General features: G+C 44.0%; 13 protein-coding genes and 1 other annotated feature. Of the genes, 10 read left to right on the top strand and 3 right to left on the bottom strand.

The window, feature by feature from the left end; translation table 11 throughout:
• Positions 1-79: 79 nt before the first annotated feature.
• Entirely contained in the window at positions 80-2221 is a 2142-nt protein-coding gene (locus AC4EHB_RS05950) for an ATP-dependent Clp protease ATP-binding subunit (RefSeq protein WP_490974648.1), read from the top strand.
• 36 nt (positions 2222-2257) lie between these two features.
• Here AC4EHB_RS05950 and AC4EHB_RS05945 read toward each other — a convergent pair whose 3' ends face one another.
• On the bottom strand, positions 2258-2443 hold the full coding sequence (locus tag AC4EHB_RS05945; protein ID WP_490974647.1) for a YjzD family protein: 186 nt from the start codon (positions 2441-2443) through the stop codon (positions 2258-2260).
• Between the two features lie 188 nt (positions 2444-2631).
• Between AC4EHB_RS05945 and AC4EHB_RS05940 the strand changes: the two genes are divergently transcribed.
• From AC4EHB_RS05940 to AC4EHB_RS05930, 3 genes are all read left to right on the top strand, one after another.
• On the top strand, positions 2632-3570 hold the full coding sequence (locus AC4EHB_RS05940; RefSeq protein ID WP_490980908.1) for a beta-ketoacyl-ACP synthase III: 939 nt from the start codon (positions 2632-2634) through the stop codon (positions 3568-3570).
• A gap of 29 nt (positions 3571-3599) precedes the next feature.
• Positions 3600-4835 (top strand): beta-ketoacyl-ACP synthase II, encoded by a 1236-nt coding sequence (fabF, locus tag AC4EHB_RS05935; RefSeq protein WP_490974645.1) that lies wholly within the window; start codon positions 3600-3602, stop codon positions 4833-4835.
• 331 nt (positions 4836-5166) lie between these two features.
• Positions 5167-6891 (top strand): peptide ABC transporter substrate-binding protein, encoded by a 1725-nt coding sequence (locus tag AC4EHB_RS05930; protein ID WP_490980907.1) that lies wholly within the window; start codon positions 5167-5169, stop codon positions 6889-6891.
• Positions 6892-6927: 36 nt separating this feature from the next.
• Here AC4EHB_RS05930 and trpS read toward each other — a convergent pair whose 3' ends face one another.
• Both trpS and AC4EHB_RS05920 read right to left on the bottom strand, forming a co-directional pair.
• Entirely contained in the window at positions 6928-7917 is a 990-nt protein-coding gene (gene trpS, locus AC4EHB_RS05925) for a tryptophan--tRNA ligase (RefSeq protein WP_490980906.1), read from the bottom strand.
• A 46-nt stretch (positions 7918-7963) separates the two neighbouring features.
• Positions 7964-8176: a binding site (T-box leader), on the bottom strand.
• A 42-nt stretch (positions 8177-8218) separates the two neighbouring features.
• Entirely contained in the window at positions 8219-8560 is a 342-nt protein-coding gene (locus tag AC4EHB_RS05920) for a DUF3899 domain-containing protein (protein WP_490980905.1), read from the bottom strand.
• Positions 8561-8801: 241 nt separating this feature from the next.
• On the opposite strand from AC4EHB_RS05920, the gene AC4EHB_RS05915 reads away from it, so the two are divergent.
• The 6 genes from AC4EHB_RS05915 (at position 8802) to AC4EHB_RS05890 (ending at position 15991) form a co-directional block, all read left to right on the top strand.
• Positions 8802-10514, top strand: a complete 1713-nt coding sequence (locus tag AC4EHB_RS05915) for a peptide ABC transporter substrate-binding protein (RefSeq protein WP_490980904.1) — start codon at positions 8802-8804, stop codon at positions 10512-10514.
• A 198-nt stretch (positions 10515-10712) separates the two neighbouring features.
• Positions 10713-11648 carry an oligopeptide ABC transporter permease gene (opp3b, locus tag AC4EHB_RS05910; protein ID WP_490974640.1) on the top strand — a complete coding sequence of 312 codons (936 nt, stop codon included), beginning with the start codon at positions 10713-10715 and terminating at the stop codon, positions 11646-11648.
• Positions 11648-12667, top strand: coding sequence for an oligopeptide ABC transporter permease (gene opp3C, locus AC4EHB_RS05905; RefSeq protein ID WP_490980903.1), 1020 nt, complete (start codon positions 11648-11650; stop codon positions 12665-12667). Before opp3b ends, opp3C begins: the two co-directional genes overlap by 1 nt.
• A 15-nt stretch (positions 12668-12682) precedes the next feature.
• Positions 12683-13738, top strand: coding sequence for an ABC transporter ATP-binding protein (locus AC4EHB_RS05900; RefSeq protein ID WP_490974638.1), 1056 nt, complete (start codon positions 12683-12685; stop codon positions 13736-13738).
• Positions 13738-14676, top strand: coding sequence for an ABC transporter ATP-binding protein (locus AC4EHB_RS05895; protein WP_490974637.1), 939 nt, complete (start codon positions 13738-13740; stop codon positions 14674-14676). The genes AC4EHB_RS05900 and AC4EHB_RS05895 overlap by 1 nt, the downstream gene beginning before the upstream one ends.
• A gap of 109 nt (positions 14677-14785) precedes the next feature.
• A complete protein-coding gene (locus AC4EHB_RS05890) occupies positions 14786-15991 on the top strand; it encodes a putative glycoside hydrolase (protein WP_490980902.1) in 1206 nt (401 codons plus the stop codon).
• The last annotated feature ends 212 nt before the right edge of the window (positions 15992-16203 follow it).

Genomic DNA, 16203 nt, shown 5'->3' with positions numbered 1-16203 from the left:
TAATCGTTTGCTTTTAAGGGGCGAATTTCATATAATTGAATTAGTCAAGAAAGGTCAAACTTTTAAAGGAGTGAGCAGAATGGTTCAATTTCCAAACCAGAATCAAGAACAGCAATCGCCGCTTGAACAATATGGACGCAATATGGTGGAGCAGGCGAAATCCGGGAAAATGGATCCCGTCATCGGCCGGGATCAGGAAATCCGCAATGTAATCCGTATCTTATCGCGGAAAACGAAAAACAACCCTGTATTGATCGGTGAGCCGGGCGTAGGGAAAACCGCAATTGTCGAAGGTTTGGCACAGCGCATCGTGCGCAACGATGTGCCGGAAGGTCTGAAGGATCGGGTTATCTATGAGCTGGATATGAGCGCATTGATTGCTGGTGCTAAGTACCGCGGAGAATTCGAAGAGCGCTTGAAAAGCGTTTTGAAACAAGTCAAGGATAGTGCTGGCCAAATCATTTTGTTCATTGATGAAATCCACACGATTGTCGGCGCCGGTAAAACGGAAGGCGCAATGGACGCTGGGAATATGCTGAAGCCGATGCTTGCGCGCGGCGAACTGTATTGCATCGGAGCAACCACATTAGATGAATATCGATTGCACATCGAAAAAGATCCAGCACTGGAACGGCGCTTCCAGCAAGTTATGGTGCGTGAACCCTCTGTGGAAGATACCGTATCGATTTTACGCGGTTTGAAAGAACGTTTTGAATTGCACCACGCGGTGCGCATCCATGACCGAGCAATTGTAGCGGCTGCGGCAATGTCGGACCGTTATATTACAGAGCGTTTTCTTCCGGACAAAGCGATCGACTTGATCGATGAGGCGTGCGCAATGATCCGCACAGAAATCGATTCGATGCCCCAAGAGCTCGACGAAGTGACCCGCAAGCTCATGCAGCTTGAAATCGAGGAGCAGGCATTGATGAAAGAAAAAGACGCAGCCAGCAAAGCACGCCTGGAAACGCTCCGCAAGCAAATTGCCGAGCTGAAAGAGTCTTCCGCCGGCATGAAGCAGCAATGGACTTCTGAAAAAGAAGCATTGAAGAAAATCCAGGAAAAACGCGAAAAGCTGGACCAATATAGAAGACAGCTTGAAGAAGCTGAAAACCGCTACGATTTGAACGCCGCTGCAGTGCTGCGCCACGGCAAGATTCCTGAACTTGAGAAAGAATTGGCTTCGTTAGAATCGGACCTGGAGAAAGAAGGGGCGGAACGCCTGTTGCGGGAAGAAGTGACGGAAGAGGAAATTGCTGGGATCGTAGCCCGTTGGACGGGAATTCCGGTGACGAAATTGGTTGAAGGGGAACGGGATAAATTGCTGCGCCTCGGCGATACATTGAAAGAACGTGTAATCGGCCAGGATCGCGCGGTAGAGTTGGTGACTGAAGCCGTATGGCGGGCCAGAGCAGGCATCAAAGACGTGCAAAAGCCGATAGGTTCGTTTATCTTCCTTGGACCAACAGGGGTAGGGAAGACGGAACTAGCTAAAGCATTGGCTGCCAACCTTTTCGATTCGGAAGATCATTTCATCCGCATCGACATGTCGGAGTATATGGAGAAACACAGTGTTTCCCGCTTGGTGGGAGCGCCTCCTGGATATATCGGCTATGAAGAAGGCGGCCAATTGACGGAAGCGGTGCGGCGAAATCCGTATTCGGTTGTGCTGTTGGATGAAATTGAAAAAGCACATCCTGATGTAGCCAATATATTGCTTCAGATTCTGGATGACGGACGTATCACGGACAGCCACGGACGGCTCGTGAACTTTTCCAATACCGTCGTCATCATGACATCAAATATCGGATCGGCGTTTATCGGGCAGGAAACGAAAGAGCATTCATTGGATGACATCATCATGGCGGAGCTCCGCAAGCATTTCAAGCCGGAACTATTAAACCGTATAGACGATATCGTCATTTTTCATGCCTTGGATAATAGCCATTTCTATGGCATCGCCAAGAAAATGCTTGCAGAACTCGGAGCACGCTTGGCCCAGCAGCAATTAAAATTGGATGTTGATGAATCAGTCATTCGCTATGTAGTTGAAGCGGGGACAGATCCGATTTTTGGAGCACGTCCGCTGAAACGTTTTATTCAGCGGGAAATAGAAACCAATATCGCACGTGAGCTGATCAAGGGGGATATCCAACCAAACTCTACTTTGCAGCTGACAATGGAAGACAACCGTTTGGCCATCATAAAAAAAGAAGCGTAATCCGGAATTCCGGGTTACGCTTCTTTTCTTCTATTATTAATGTTTTTCAGGTGCAGGGCCGTCCGGGATCAATGAAGACAGGACGAATATCAAGATTGCCACAGCTACAGAAATATAGACACCCACCATAAAGTCGAATGGAACGTTCTGCACTGCGCTTACTACGTAATTCAATAACGAAATCAACAAGAAAGACCAAAAGAATGTACCTAGAAATTGCATCAATTTTCACCTCGACATAGAAATATCTGTGTTAATCATATCATACCGGTTCACAGACAGAAAGAAAGTTTCCGATTTTCAAAGATTATTTGTCCGAAATTTGTCAGCGAGTTGAAATAAATGGGCAAATGACGTATTATTATTACCAGGTACTAATAATTGATGTTAATTGAAATGAGGGACCAATCATGAATGCAGGGATACTCGGCGTAGGAAGATGTTTGCCAGAGGGTATATTGACGAATAAGGATTTGGAAAAAAGCCTGGATACTTCAGATGAATGGATCCGCACAATGACTGGCATTGAAGAGCGCAGAATTGCGAAAGACGACCAGGATACATCTCATATGGCGTTGGAAGCTGCAAATCAGGCGATAAAAAACGCCGGCATCGATCCAGCAGAAATCGGAATGATTCTGGTTGCAACAGTAACGCCTGACCAGCCGTTCCCATCCGTAGCAAGCATGATCCAGCAAGAAATCGGAGCCAAGCATGCAGCGGCAATGGATGTTTCTGCAGCCTGTGCGGGATTCATGTACGGCGTGATTACAGCGAAGCAATTTATCGAGTCTGACACTTATAAATACGTTCTAGTCGTCGGCGTCGAGAAATTATCGAAAATCACCGATTGGGAAAACCGCAATACAGCTGTGCTTTTCGGCGATGGAGCCGGAGCGGTCATCATGGGCAAAGTTTCAGAAGGACGGGGAATCTTATCGTTTGAACTTGGAGCGGACGGCACCGGCGGAAAGCATCTTTTCCAGGACGAGAAAGACCATTTGGTGATGAACGGACGGGAAGTGTTCAAATTCGCAGTTCGGCAAATGGGCGAATCTGCGATCAATGTAATTGAAAAAGCGGGACTAACAAAGGAAGATGTGAATTTCCTTGTCCCTCACCAAGCGAATATCAGAATCATGGAAGCTTCTCGCACCCGTTTGGATCTACCGATTGAGAAAATGTCGAAGACCATCCACAAATATGGCAATACTTCAGCAGCATCGATTCCGATTTCATTGGTGGAAGATGTGGAAGAAGGCCGGATCAAAGATGACGATGTCGTCGTTATGGTCGGTTTCGGCGGCGGTTTAACATGGGGCGCGATAGCAATGCGATGGGGCAAATAAAAGGTTAAGCGAAAGGAAGATAGAATAGAATGGAAAATCGTAGAGTAGTAGTTACAGGCATTGGGGCAGTGACTCCTTTAGGAAATAACATTGAAACAACTTGGGAAGCAGTAAAAGCCGGGAAATCCGGTGTTGGCCCGTTGACTCGGTTGGATCCGGATAAATACCCGGCCAAAATCGCTGCGGAGGTAAAAGACTTTTCAATAGAAGAATATGTTGAAAAGAAAGAAGCTCGAAAAATGGACCGCTTTACGCATTATGCATTAGCCGCATCGATCATGGCGATGAAAGATTCTGGACTGGAATTGAATGAAGAGAATGCTTTGCGCACAGGTGTATGGATTGGGTCAGGAATCGGCGGTATGGAAACGATTGAAAACCAAATGGATGTTTTGAACACGAGAGGTGTCCGACGCATCAGCCCGTTCTTAATTCCGATGATCATTCCTGACATGGCGTCAGGGCAAGTTTCCATCTACTTCGGCGCGAAAGGCATCAATTCTTGTTCCGTAACAGCATGCGCATCAGGTACGAATTCCATCGGTGATGCATTCAAAGTCATCCAGCGCGGCGACGCGGATGCAATGATCACGGGCGGTGCGGAAGCGCCAATTACACAATTGTCCGTGGCAGGCTTTACTGCGAATACCGCATTGACAACAAACCCGGACGCAGCGACTGCTTCACGTCCGTTCGACAAGAACCGCGACGGATTTGTCATCGGCGAAGGGGCCGGCATCATCATTCTCGAAGAGTATGAGCAGGCTAAAGCACGCGGCGCGAAAATTTATGCAGAACTAGTGGGCTATGGCTCAACGGGTGACGCGCACCACATCACAGCTCCGGCACCAGGCGGAGAAGGTGCAGCACGCGCAATGGCACAGGCACTTGCAGACGGCGGTGTTGAGAAAACCGATGTCGGCTATATCAATGCGCATGGCACAAGTACACCTTATAATGACCTTTTCGAAACGATGGCAGTGAAAACGGTCTTTGGTGAGCACGCTTATAAGCTTGGCATGAGTTCGACGAAATCGATGACGGGCCATCTCCTAGGAGCGGCTGGCGGCATTGAAGCAATCTTCACTGCGCTTGCTTTGAAAGAAGGCATAATGCCTCCAACAACGAATTACAGCACGCCGGATGAGGAATGTGATTTGGATTACGTACCAAATGAAGCGCGCAAAGCGGATTTGACATACGCGATGAGCAATTCACTTGGATTCGGCGGGCACAATGCTTCTTTGGTATTCAAGAAAATTTAAAGTTTGATAAATGAAAACGGTAAGCTGCAGGCTATTTTTGCAGCTTGCCGTTTTTTATTTGTCTTAAGCAACCACTAAATGAGGAATCGTTTAATTGCGAGAACTGAAAGCTATGTATTTAAGCTAAGCAACTACTTTATGGCTTTTCGGAAAATAATTATATAATGCTATGTTTTTTCTATACTAGAAAGAATTTTAATAGCTAGCAAACTTAGTTTATGATATAAATTTGATTAAAATTATCTGAATTATCAAATAAATGATATCAATTTCAATGAAAAGGCGTATAATTAAAGCATACATATCAACTCAACTCGAAGGAGGACTGAAAGTGAATGCCACCAAAGTTTTTTTATTGATTGTTTTAGTTTTAATGGCAGTTGTCGTTGTGTCTGGGTGCAGCGAACAAGAAGGGGAAACTAAAACAGAGACGGTACAAAGCGATGGTGAGGCGACAGAAACAGGAGGGAGTGGGAACGAAAAAAGTCTTGAGAGGGATGATGAACAAATCTTAAACTTAATAGAAATCGGTGAATTTAATTCGATGGATTCGGCACTTGCAAGAGACGTCGGTACTTTTAACGTGTTGACCAACGTTAACGAAGGGCTTTTCCGTCTAGACGAAGATAATCAAGCGATTCCGGCTCTTGCTGCAGAAGAACCAGACATTAGTGAAGATGGGTTGACTTACACATTCACCTTACGTGAGGCTAATTGGTCAAATGGTACACCCATTACATCAGCTGACTTTGTTTACTCTTGGCAACGGGCAATTGACCCGGCTACCAAATCGCCTTATGGTCCATACATGATGGCAGGCACTGTCGCAAATGCCGAAGCTATTGCTGCGGGTGAAATGGAAGCTTCTGAATTAGGGATAAAAGCACCGGATGAAAGAACATTGGTTGTTACGCTTGAGCGGCCAGTCCCGTATTTTATTTCCCTAATGGCGTTCCCGACCTTCTTTCCGCAAAATGAAGCGTTTGTTACAGAAGCCGGAGACGCTTATGCAACAAACGCTGATCAAGTACTTTATAACGGGCCATTCACGTTGGCTAGTTGGGAAAGCAGCGGAACAACTTGGTCAATGGAGAAAAATGAAGAATATTGGGATGCAGAAACAGTTGTTCTTGAGACGATAAATTTTGATGTCGTAAAAGATCCTGCGGATGCAGTTGAGCTTTATACTTCAGATGAAAAAGACCGTACGTATCTTGTTGGTGAATTTGCGAAGCAATATGCTGATGACCCGGAATTGGTAGAAGAGCAAAGTCCTGCCATCTTCTACTTAAAATTCAATCAGCTGCGTGACGGGGAAAAAACCTTATTCGCAAATGAAAATATTCGAAGAGCCCTGTCACAAGCTTATAATAAGAAGGAAATGGTAGACGCTATCTTAGCGGATGGTTCAGTGCCAGCAAACTATTTAGTGCCAATAGAATTCGCTTTTGATGAAAGCGGAAAAGATTTTCGTTCTGTAAATGGCGATATGCTGGAATTCAATGCTGAAGAAGCCGCTGAGCTATGGAAGACTGGATTAGCAGAAGAAGGGCTGGATGAAATAACACTGGAACTTTTAAGCGAAGATCATGAAGTATTTATTAACTTAAATGAAGAATTGAAAAGTCAACTGGAAGAAAACTTGGAAGGATTGACAGTAAATATAAAAACAGTGCCCTTTGAAGCTCTTTTGCAATTTGAAGAAGCACAGGATTATGAGTTCCTGCATACAGGATGGGGTCCGGATTACTTGGATCCAATGACATTTATTGATTTGTTTGTTACAGATTCTCCACTCAATTTGATGTCTTATTCAAACGAAGAATTTGATGCATTGGTTGAATCAGCAAAAGGGGAGCTAGCGCAAGAGCAGGATGCACGATGGGAAGCATTGGCAGAAGCTGAAAGAATCCTGATCGAAGAAGACGCGGCCATTGCCCCCACCTATCAAATGGGATACATGTCGTTGCAAAAACCATATGTGAAAAACATAATAAAAAACCCATTTGGAAGCGAGTATAGCTACAAATGGGCGTATATTTCTGGAAAAGAGTAAAAAAAAAGGGCTGCAATCCCTGCAGCCCTTTTTGTTTTATTTTCTTTTACGGCCAAGGCCCATGGCATTTTCCATTTTCTTTAATGTATTATTTGCCAGGGCATTGGCTTTTTCTGCGCCAGCATCAAGAACTTTGTCCAGTTCATCTGAGTCGATCAATGCAGCATACCGCTCTTGTATCGGGGCCAAATGTTCTGTAACTGCTTTGGCGACAGAAGATTTGAAATCCCCGTAGCCGGAGCCTTCATATTTAGCAACCAGGCTGTCAATGGTTTCACCGGTCAATGCAGCTTCAATGGTCAATAGATTTGCTACTCCCGGTTTATTGATTGGATCGTAGTTGACGATGCCTTCGGAATCGGTAACTGCGCTCTTAATTTTCTTTTCTATCGTTTTCAGATCATCCAGCAATGTAATAACCGCTTTTTTATTGGTGTCGGACTTGCTCATCTTTTTCGTTGGGTCCTGCAACGACATGATGCGTGCGCCATTCTTCGGGACGCGGATTTCTGGAATCGTAAAAATATCATTAAATTTGCGGTTGAACCGCTCTGCCAGATCGCGTGTCAATTCGATATGTTGCTTCTGGTCATCCCCGACAGGGACAATATCCGTTTGGTACAACAGGATATCAGCCGCCATTAGTGGGGGATACGTCAATAGTCCAGCCAAGACAGAAGTGTTTTTAGCTGATTTATCTTTGTACTGAGTCATGCGTTCAAGTTCCCCGATAGTCGAGATGCATTGCATCATCCATCCCGCTTGGGCGTGTGCTGGAACTTCCGACTGAATGAACAGGGTCACTTTCTCCGGATCGATGCCGGCTGCAAGGTACAATGCCGCCAAGGACTTGATGTTCCTCCGCAGCTCTTTACTGTCCTGCGGCATCGTGATGGCATGTTGGTCGACGATGCAAAATATGCAATCATACTCGTCTTGAAGGTCCGTAAATTGTTTAAATGCGCCGATATAGTTTCCTAAAGTCACTGTACCGGTAGGCTGTACGCCTGAAAAAATCTTTTTCATCGACAATTCCTCCTCAAAATAAAAAAACACAGCACACATCCCTGCATAAAGGGACGAATGATGTGTTTTTCCGCGGTACCACCCTAGTTGCCGTTTCCGGCCACTCTTCTTCATAACGTGAAGAACACGGAAACGGCTACGTTGCTTCACCGTTTCAGCTCAAAAGTCCATTCAATGGCATCCTTCGCCTGTTTCCACCAACCACAGGCTCTCTATTATAGAAGGAAGACCATTTACTACTCTTTATCACAGCTTCATATATTCATCCATTATAAACCAAAGAAGAAATTCAGCGCAATATCTACAACATATAAATCAGCAAACAGATTCCCATAACGAGCAGCGTAGTTCCGCCGATGATCAACAAAGGGGAGCTGGAGAAAGCCATTGTTTGCGAAGGGAGCCTCATCTCGTCGTCTTCAAGCGTCGACTTTCCTTTAAACACTTTCCGCATACTCATCGTGAAGATATCGAATACACCGGTTCTAATCACAAAAACCCATAAACCGATGAAAACCAATACCCCTCCATAGATGAAAGAAGTATTAATGTAGGATAAAAGAGAGAATGGATCACTTCTAAAAGTCATGGTCAATAAGATTAGAAATTGAATTATTAATATACCGATAAAAGATTTTTTCATTTTTTTGCACCTCAGTTCTAATATAGTGTAGAAGATTTCCAAAAAAAAATCAAAAAAAAATGATAAATTTTTCCTTAGTAAACGCTTACAAACCCAATATTCACGCTACTTCACGACTTTTCTTTGACATCTTGCTGTCATCAGATTGTAATCTGGTTAAAAAAAACGCTGTACAAGGAAAAAAGAATATGTATAATTAACAGTGTACCAATTTTTCAGAAAACTTAAGGGGGTCACGTACGTGAAGAACAGCAAGTTATTTTGGCTAATGAGCCTAGTTTTAGTTCTAAGCGCATTTTTAGCTGCATGTGGCGGCGGAAGCGAAGAAGGATCTGAAACACCAGAGAAAAAAGAAGAAGGAACGACTACTGAAGCACCTGCTGCAGGAGAACCAGATGCAGTACAAGAACTTAACTTGATGGAAGGCGCAGAAATTCCTTCAATGGACTCAGCTATCGCTGAAGATTCTGTAGCATTCAACATCTTGAACAACGTTAACGAAGGTTTGTTCCGCTTGAACCAAGAAAACGTTGCTGAGCCAGCTCTAGCTGAAGGCGAACCAGAAGTCAGCGAAGACGGCTTGACTTACACGTTCAAATTGCGTGATGCAAACTGGTCTAATGGTACACCAGTTACAGCGCAAGATTTCGTTTTCTCATGGCAGCGCGCGATCGACCCGGCTACTGGATCACCTTATGGTCCATACATGATGGCTGGAACGATCAAAAACGCTACAGCAATCTCTGAAGGCAAAATGGACAAAGCTGAACTAGGAATCGAAGCTACTGATGAGAAAACTCTAGTAGTTACTCTTGAGCGCCCAGTTCCTTACTTCATGTCATTAATGGCTTTCGGAACTTTCTACCCGCAAAATGAAGCTTTCGTTACTGAAAAAGGCGATGCTTACGCGTCTAACTCAGACAACTTACTTTCAAACGGTCCTTTCGTCTTGACTAACTGGGATGGCACTGGACTTAAATGGTCAATGGAAAAAAATGCTGAGTACTGGGATGCTGAAACAGTTCAACTTGAAAAAATCAATGTTGACGTAGTTAAAGAGCCAGGTACTGCAGTTAACCTTTACACTTCAGGCGAAAAAGATCGCGCTGGCCTTTCAGGCGAGTACGCTATGCAATACGCTGATGATGCAGAAGTTATCAAAGAACTTGAACCAACTCTTTTCTACTTGAAATTCAACCAAGAACGCAATGGTGAAAAAACTCCACTTGCGAACGAAAACATCCGCCGTGCACTTTCGTTGGCGTTCAACAAACAAGATTTAACTGACGTAGTATTGGCTAACGGATCACTTCCAGCTAACTACTTAGTACCAACTGAATTCACTTTCGACGAGAGCGGCGCGGATTTCCGTGAAGTAAACGGCGACATGAACGAATTCAATGCTGAAGAAGCTAAAAAATTCTGGGCTACTGGCTTAGAAGAACTTGGCGAAACTGAAGTTACTCTTGAATTGCTTGGCGGAGACTCTGAGCTTGCTAAGAAAATGGATGAGTACTTGAAAGCACAACTTGAAGCAAATCTTGAAGGTTTGACTGTAAACCTGAAAGCTGTACCATTCAACGTTCGTTTAGAACTTGATGAGGCGCAAGATTACGATATCCAAAACTCTGGATGGGGCCCTGATTACCAGGATCCAATGACATTCATCGATTTGTTCGTAACTGGTTCTTCACACAACTTGATGTCTTACTCTAACCCTGAGTTTGACAAATTGATTGAACAAGCTAAAGGCGAATTGTCTCAAGACCTTGCTGGTCGTTGGGATGCAATGGCTAAAGCTGAAAAAATCTTGATCGAAGATGACGCTGCTATCGCGCCAATTTACCAACGCGGTGTTATGTCACTTCAAAAACCATATGTTCAAGGTATCGTTTCTCACCCATTCGGTGGAGATTATAGCTACAAATGGGCATTCGTATCAGGCAAAGAATAATTCTGTAAACTGGCCACTGTGAAAAACAAATAGTAAGAGAGTATATCGTATAAGTTTGTTCGATATACTCTCTTTTCTAATGTATGAAAATTCACTGAAAATTGACCATTTTCAGCTAACTAATGAAAAGAACATGGCACCCATTTGTAGATGTTCATGGCCCATGTAAAATAGATCTAATCTTCTTGGAGGTGCAACATGGCAAGATATATCGGAAAACGATTGATTTATATGGTAATCACTTTAGCACTGATTGCTACATTCACATTTTTCTTAATGAAAATTTTACCAGGATCCCCTATTGCTTCCGCAAGTAAACTATCTCCTGAACAAAGAGCGGTTGTCGAAGCGAGGTATGGTTTGAACGAACCTCTTCCAGTTCAGTATTTCGACTATATGTTCGGTTTAGTACAAGGCGACCTAGGCATCTCGATCAACCAATTTAAAGGCGCCAATGTTACAGACTTGATTTTGAGCCGCATGGGCCCATCTGCACAAATCGGTTTCCAAGGCATGGTTCTAGGCACATTTATTGGGGTGCTCCTCGGCATGGTTGCCGCATTGAGGCAAAACACGTGGGTGGATTATTCCAGTACGTTGGTAGCGATTATCGGAATATCGATACCGTCTTTCGTTTTCGCTTCACTTCTCCAATACTGGTTCGGCGTTAAGCTGGAATGGTTCCCGGTTGCGCTCTGGAAAGAAGGCTTTATGTCCAGTGTCCTGCCATCGATCGCATTGGCGATGTTCCCGTTGGCAACTGCAGCGCGTTTCATCCGAACAGAAATGATTGAAGTCTTAAGCTCGGATTATATTACTCTTGCAAAAGCAAAAGGGTCAAGCGGATTTGAAGTCGCATTCAAACATGCTTTCCGTAATGCATTGATTCCCTTGGTAACCGTTCTTGGGCCAATGGCAGTCGGCATTTTGACCGGTTCACTGGTTGTGGAGCAGATCTTTGCGATTCCAGGAATAGGTGAACAATTCGTGAAATCCATTATGGTTAATGACTTCTCTATTATTATGGGCACGACGATTTTCTTTTCAGTATTCTTGATTGTCGTCATTTTAATAGTGGATATTCTATATGGCATCATCGATCCTCGGATCCGTCTTTCAGGAGGTAAAAACTAATGACACAAAATCTAGAAAATTTGCCGAAAGGCTCGTTCGAGCGTATAACGGTTGATGCAAATCAAGCTGAACGCATATCAAAACCGAGCATGAGCTTTTGGCAGGATGCATGGCTTCGCCTGCGAAAAAACAAAGGAGCGATATTCAGCATCGTCCTTTTCACGCTAATTGTCATCATGTCTTTCGTGGGACCGATGATCAGCCCTTACGAACCAAACGCGCAAACAATCACACATGCTAACTTGCCGCCTAAAATTCCGGTCATGGAGAATTTGGGCATCCTTGATGGACATGGCAATTTAGGTGGCAAAGATGTTGATATCTATGACTTGAAAAATGTCGAAGTGAATTATTGGTTCGGCACTGACGGCCTTGGCCGCGATATGTTCTCACGCCTTTGGAAAGGGACGCAAGTGTCCTTGTTCATCGCCTTTGTCGCAGCAGCGATTGATATGCTGATCGGCGTCATCTACGGCGGGATTTCCGGCTATTTCGGTGGCCGTATTGACGATTTTATGCAGCGTATTGTCGAAATTTTAACGGGTATACCAAACCTTGTTGTGGTAATCCTTTTCATTCTGATCATGGACCCGGGTATTTTAGCAATTATCATCGCCTTGACGATAACCGGATGGACCGGGATGTCACGAGTCGTCCGTGGGCAAGTCCTAAAATACAAGAACCAAGAATTTGTTCTTGCTTCACGAACTTTAGGTGCCAGTGACTCTCATATCATCTGGAAACATTTGATGCCTAACGTTCTGGGCATTATCATCATCAATACAATGTTTACGATTCCAGGTGCCATCTTCTTCGAAGCCTTCTTGAGCTTTATCGGTCTGGGCCTTCAAGCACCGGATGCGTCTCTTGGAACGTTGATCAACGACGGCTATAAGCTGCTTCAATTCCAGCCGCATATCTTAGCGTTCCCAGCAATTCTCTTGAGTTTGATCATGATCTGCTTTAACTTGATCGGTGACGGCTTGCGTGATGCGCTAGATCCTAAGATGAAAGATTAAGGAGGAAAGTTTAAAATGAAGAAAATCTTACAAGTAAAAGACCTCGAGCTTTCCTTCAATACTTTTAACGGGGAAGTAAAAGCGATTCGGGGAGTAAACTTCGATCTATATAAAGGTGAGACTTTGGCGATTGTGGGGGAGTCGGGTTCCGGTAAATCGGTAACGACAAAATCCATCATGCGCTTGCTGCCTGAACAATCAGCTGTTTTCAAAAACGGCGAAATCTTGTTTGACGGACGCGACTTGACGAAACTTACCGATAAAGAAATGCAGAAAATCCGTGGAAAAGACATTTCGATGATTTTCCAGGATCCAATGACTTCTTTAAATCCGACCATGCCAATCGGCCGCCAAATCACTGAACCGATTTTAAAGCACCAAAAAATCAGTAAATCAGAAGCGAAAAAAGTGGCAATCGACCTTTTACGCCTTGTAGGTATGCCGAAACCAGAGCTGCGGATGAAACAATATCCTCACCAATTTTCAGGAGGCCAACGCCAGCGAATCGTTATTGCGATTTCCTTGGCCTGCAACCCGCAGATTCTGATTGCGGATGAGCCGACAACGGCATTGGATGTTACGATTCAAGCACAGATTTTGGAATTAATGAAAGATCTGCAGAAAAAAATCGATACTTCGATTATCTTCATCACACACGATCTTGGTGTAGTGGCAAATGTAGCTGATCGAGTTGCTGTAATGTATGGTGGTAAGATTGTTGAAATCGGCACTGTCGATGAAATCTTTTACAATCCACAGCATCCTTATACATGGGGATTACTAAGCTCCATGCCGTCATTGGATACTGCAGAATCGAAACTGTATGCAATTCCAGGGACGCCGCCAGACTTATTGGCACCTCCAAAAGGCGATGCGTTTGCACTTCGCAGTGAATACGCATTGCAAATCGACATGGAACAAAACCCTCCATTCTTTAAGGTGAGCGAAACCCATCAAGCGGCCACTTGGCTCTTGCATCCGGACGCTCCGAGAGTAGAGCCGCCGTTATCTGTCATCGAACGGATGAAGAAATTTCCGGGAAGCAGATATTATGAAGGAGGAGCTGTATAATGGCTGAAAAGTTATTGGAAATCAAAAACCTGAAACAGCATTTCAACATCGGCAAAGCCAACGAGGTCAAAGCAGTTGACGATATCAGCTTTGATATCTATAAAGGCGAAACTTTGGGCTTGGTCGGCGAATCCGGTTGTGGTAAATCCACAACCGGCCGTTCGATCATCCGTTTATATGATGCAACTTCCGGCGATGTTTTTTATGAAGGTGAAAACGTCCACGGCAAAAAGTCTAAAAAAGATCTAAAGAAATTCAACCGCAAAATGCAGATGATTTTCCAAGATCCTTATGCTTCATTGAACCCGCGCATGAAAGTCATGGACATCATTGCTGAAGGAATCGACATCCATGGCTTGGCAAAAAACGGGGCGGAACGCAAACAAATGGTTTTTGAATTATTGGAAACGGTCGGCTTGAACAAAGAGCACGCCAACCGCTATCCACATGAATTCTCAGGCGGACAGCGCCAGCGTCTTGGAATCGCGCGTGCCCTAGCAGTAGATCCGGATTTCATCATCGCTGATGAGCCGATCTCTGCATTGGATGTTTCGATTCAAGCACAGGTAGTCAACTTGCTGAAAGAATTGCAGGAAAAAAAGGGTTTGACTTATCTTTTCATCGCGCATGACCTTTCAATGGTCAAATACATTTCAGACCGCATCGGAGTCATGTACTTTGGGAAATTGGTCGAATTGGCGCCTGCGGAAGATTTGTACAACAACCCGATGCATCCATACACACAATCCCTATTGTCTGCGATCCCGCTTCCGGATCCGAATTATGAACGCAACCGGGTCCGTAAATCTTACGATCCAGCGTCGCATAATTACACAGAAAAAGATGATGTGCAAATGAGAGAAATAACGCCTGGCCATTTCGTTCAATGTTCGACTTCAGAGTTTGAAGCGTTAAAAGCGTCAGTAGCCGTAAGATGAAAAATTTTAAACAGCGATGCCTATATATGGCATCGTTGTTTTTTTTCTTTCTATTTACCTAAATAATGATAAAATTGGAATAGAAGAATAGAAAGAAAGCAGGTGCAACATGATTAAAAAGAAATGGGCAATTGTTAGCGTGTTATTGATGAGTTCTTTATTGGGGACTCCAGTGGCGGCAGCTGAAGACGATGCATCGCCGAAGTTCACACCACGCAGCTATAAAGGCACAGAATTTAATATGGAACTTTTGACAACTTCAGCATTATATCGATTTGACTCAGGATTGAATTTTGAATACCCGGATGCTGTACGCGGCATATTTGTCACAGGCAATTCAGCAGGTGGTGAACGCTTTGAAAGATTGGTCGATTTTGTCGATAAGACGGAGTTGAATGCGATGGTAATTGACATTAAAGAAGATCTGGGGCATTTGACTTATATGCCTAAAGAGGGAACAGATTTGGCCGCTATGGATATTGGTAAACCGTTTATCAAAGATCCTAGAGCCGTTCTGGAAAGGCTTGAAGAAAAGCAAATTTACCCGATTGCACGCGTAGTGGTCTTTAAAGATTCCATCCTTGCAGAAAAGCGGCCGGAGTTGTCATTCGTTGATAATGGCGCAGTGTGGAAGAATGGGCGCGGGGAATCTTTCGTCAATCCTTTTCTAAAAGAAGTTTGGGATTACAATGTACAAATTGCAATTGAAGCTGCAAAACTTGGGTTTAAAGAAATTCAGTTTGACTATGTGCGATTTCCCGAAGGCTTCGAAAACCGTGCGGATGTATTGGACTATTCAATGGGTGAGTACGGCGATTCTTCTCAAGACCCTGTACAAAGCCGTGTAAGCGCTGTAACGGATTTTGTGGCGTATGCACGAGAACAATTGAAACCATACGATGTAGAGGTTTCTGTCGATATTTTCGGCTATTCGGCAACGCTTGCTGAAGCGCCTGGCATTGGCCAGAATTTCGGGAAAATATCCGAAAACGTCGATGTCATTTCTTCAATGATTTATCCTAGCCATTGGACCGCGTATTTCGGCATTCCGAAACCGGATCTAGAACCGTATAAACTAGTATCGGAATACGCCAAAATGGAAAACAAGAAATTGGCTGAATTAAAAACAGCCCCGGTTTCACGTCCTTGGCTGCAAGATTTCACAGCATCCTATCTAGGAGCAGGAAACTATAAGAATTATGGCAAAGCCGAAGTCCAAGCGCAGATAAAAGCGCTAAACGATAACGGCATTAACGAGTTTTTGCTTTGGAATGCTGGAAATACCTATTCCCAAGGAGTCGACTACACACCATAAAACTTTAAAACCTCCAACGGTTAACGTTGGAGGTTTTGTTTTTGAAACTTTCTGCTAGCTGAAACGTTATAATAAGAGCAAGAAAAGTGAAAACTTGTTTTCAAAGGGCAATTGCAATTGAGAATACTTTTTTTGATAACAGGGTTTAAAGTGGACGAGGGCGGGTAAATTATTGTTATATATAAGTTAATGGTAATCAGATATTATATAGC

The sequence above is a fragment of the Planococcus sp. TJ-302 genome (genome assembly GCF_058268455.1).
The sequence above is the reverse complement of the archived record's forward strand: the minus strand, read 5'-3'. Positions and strand labels throughout refer to the sequence as shown.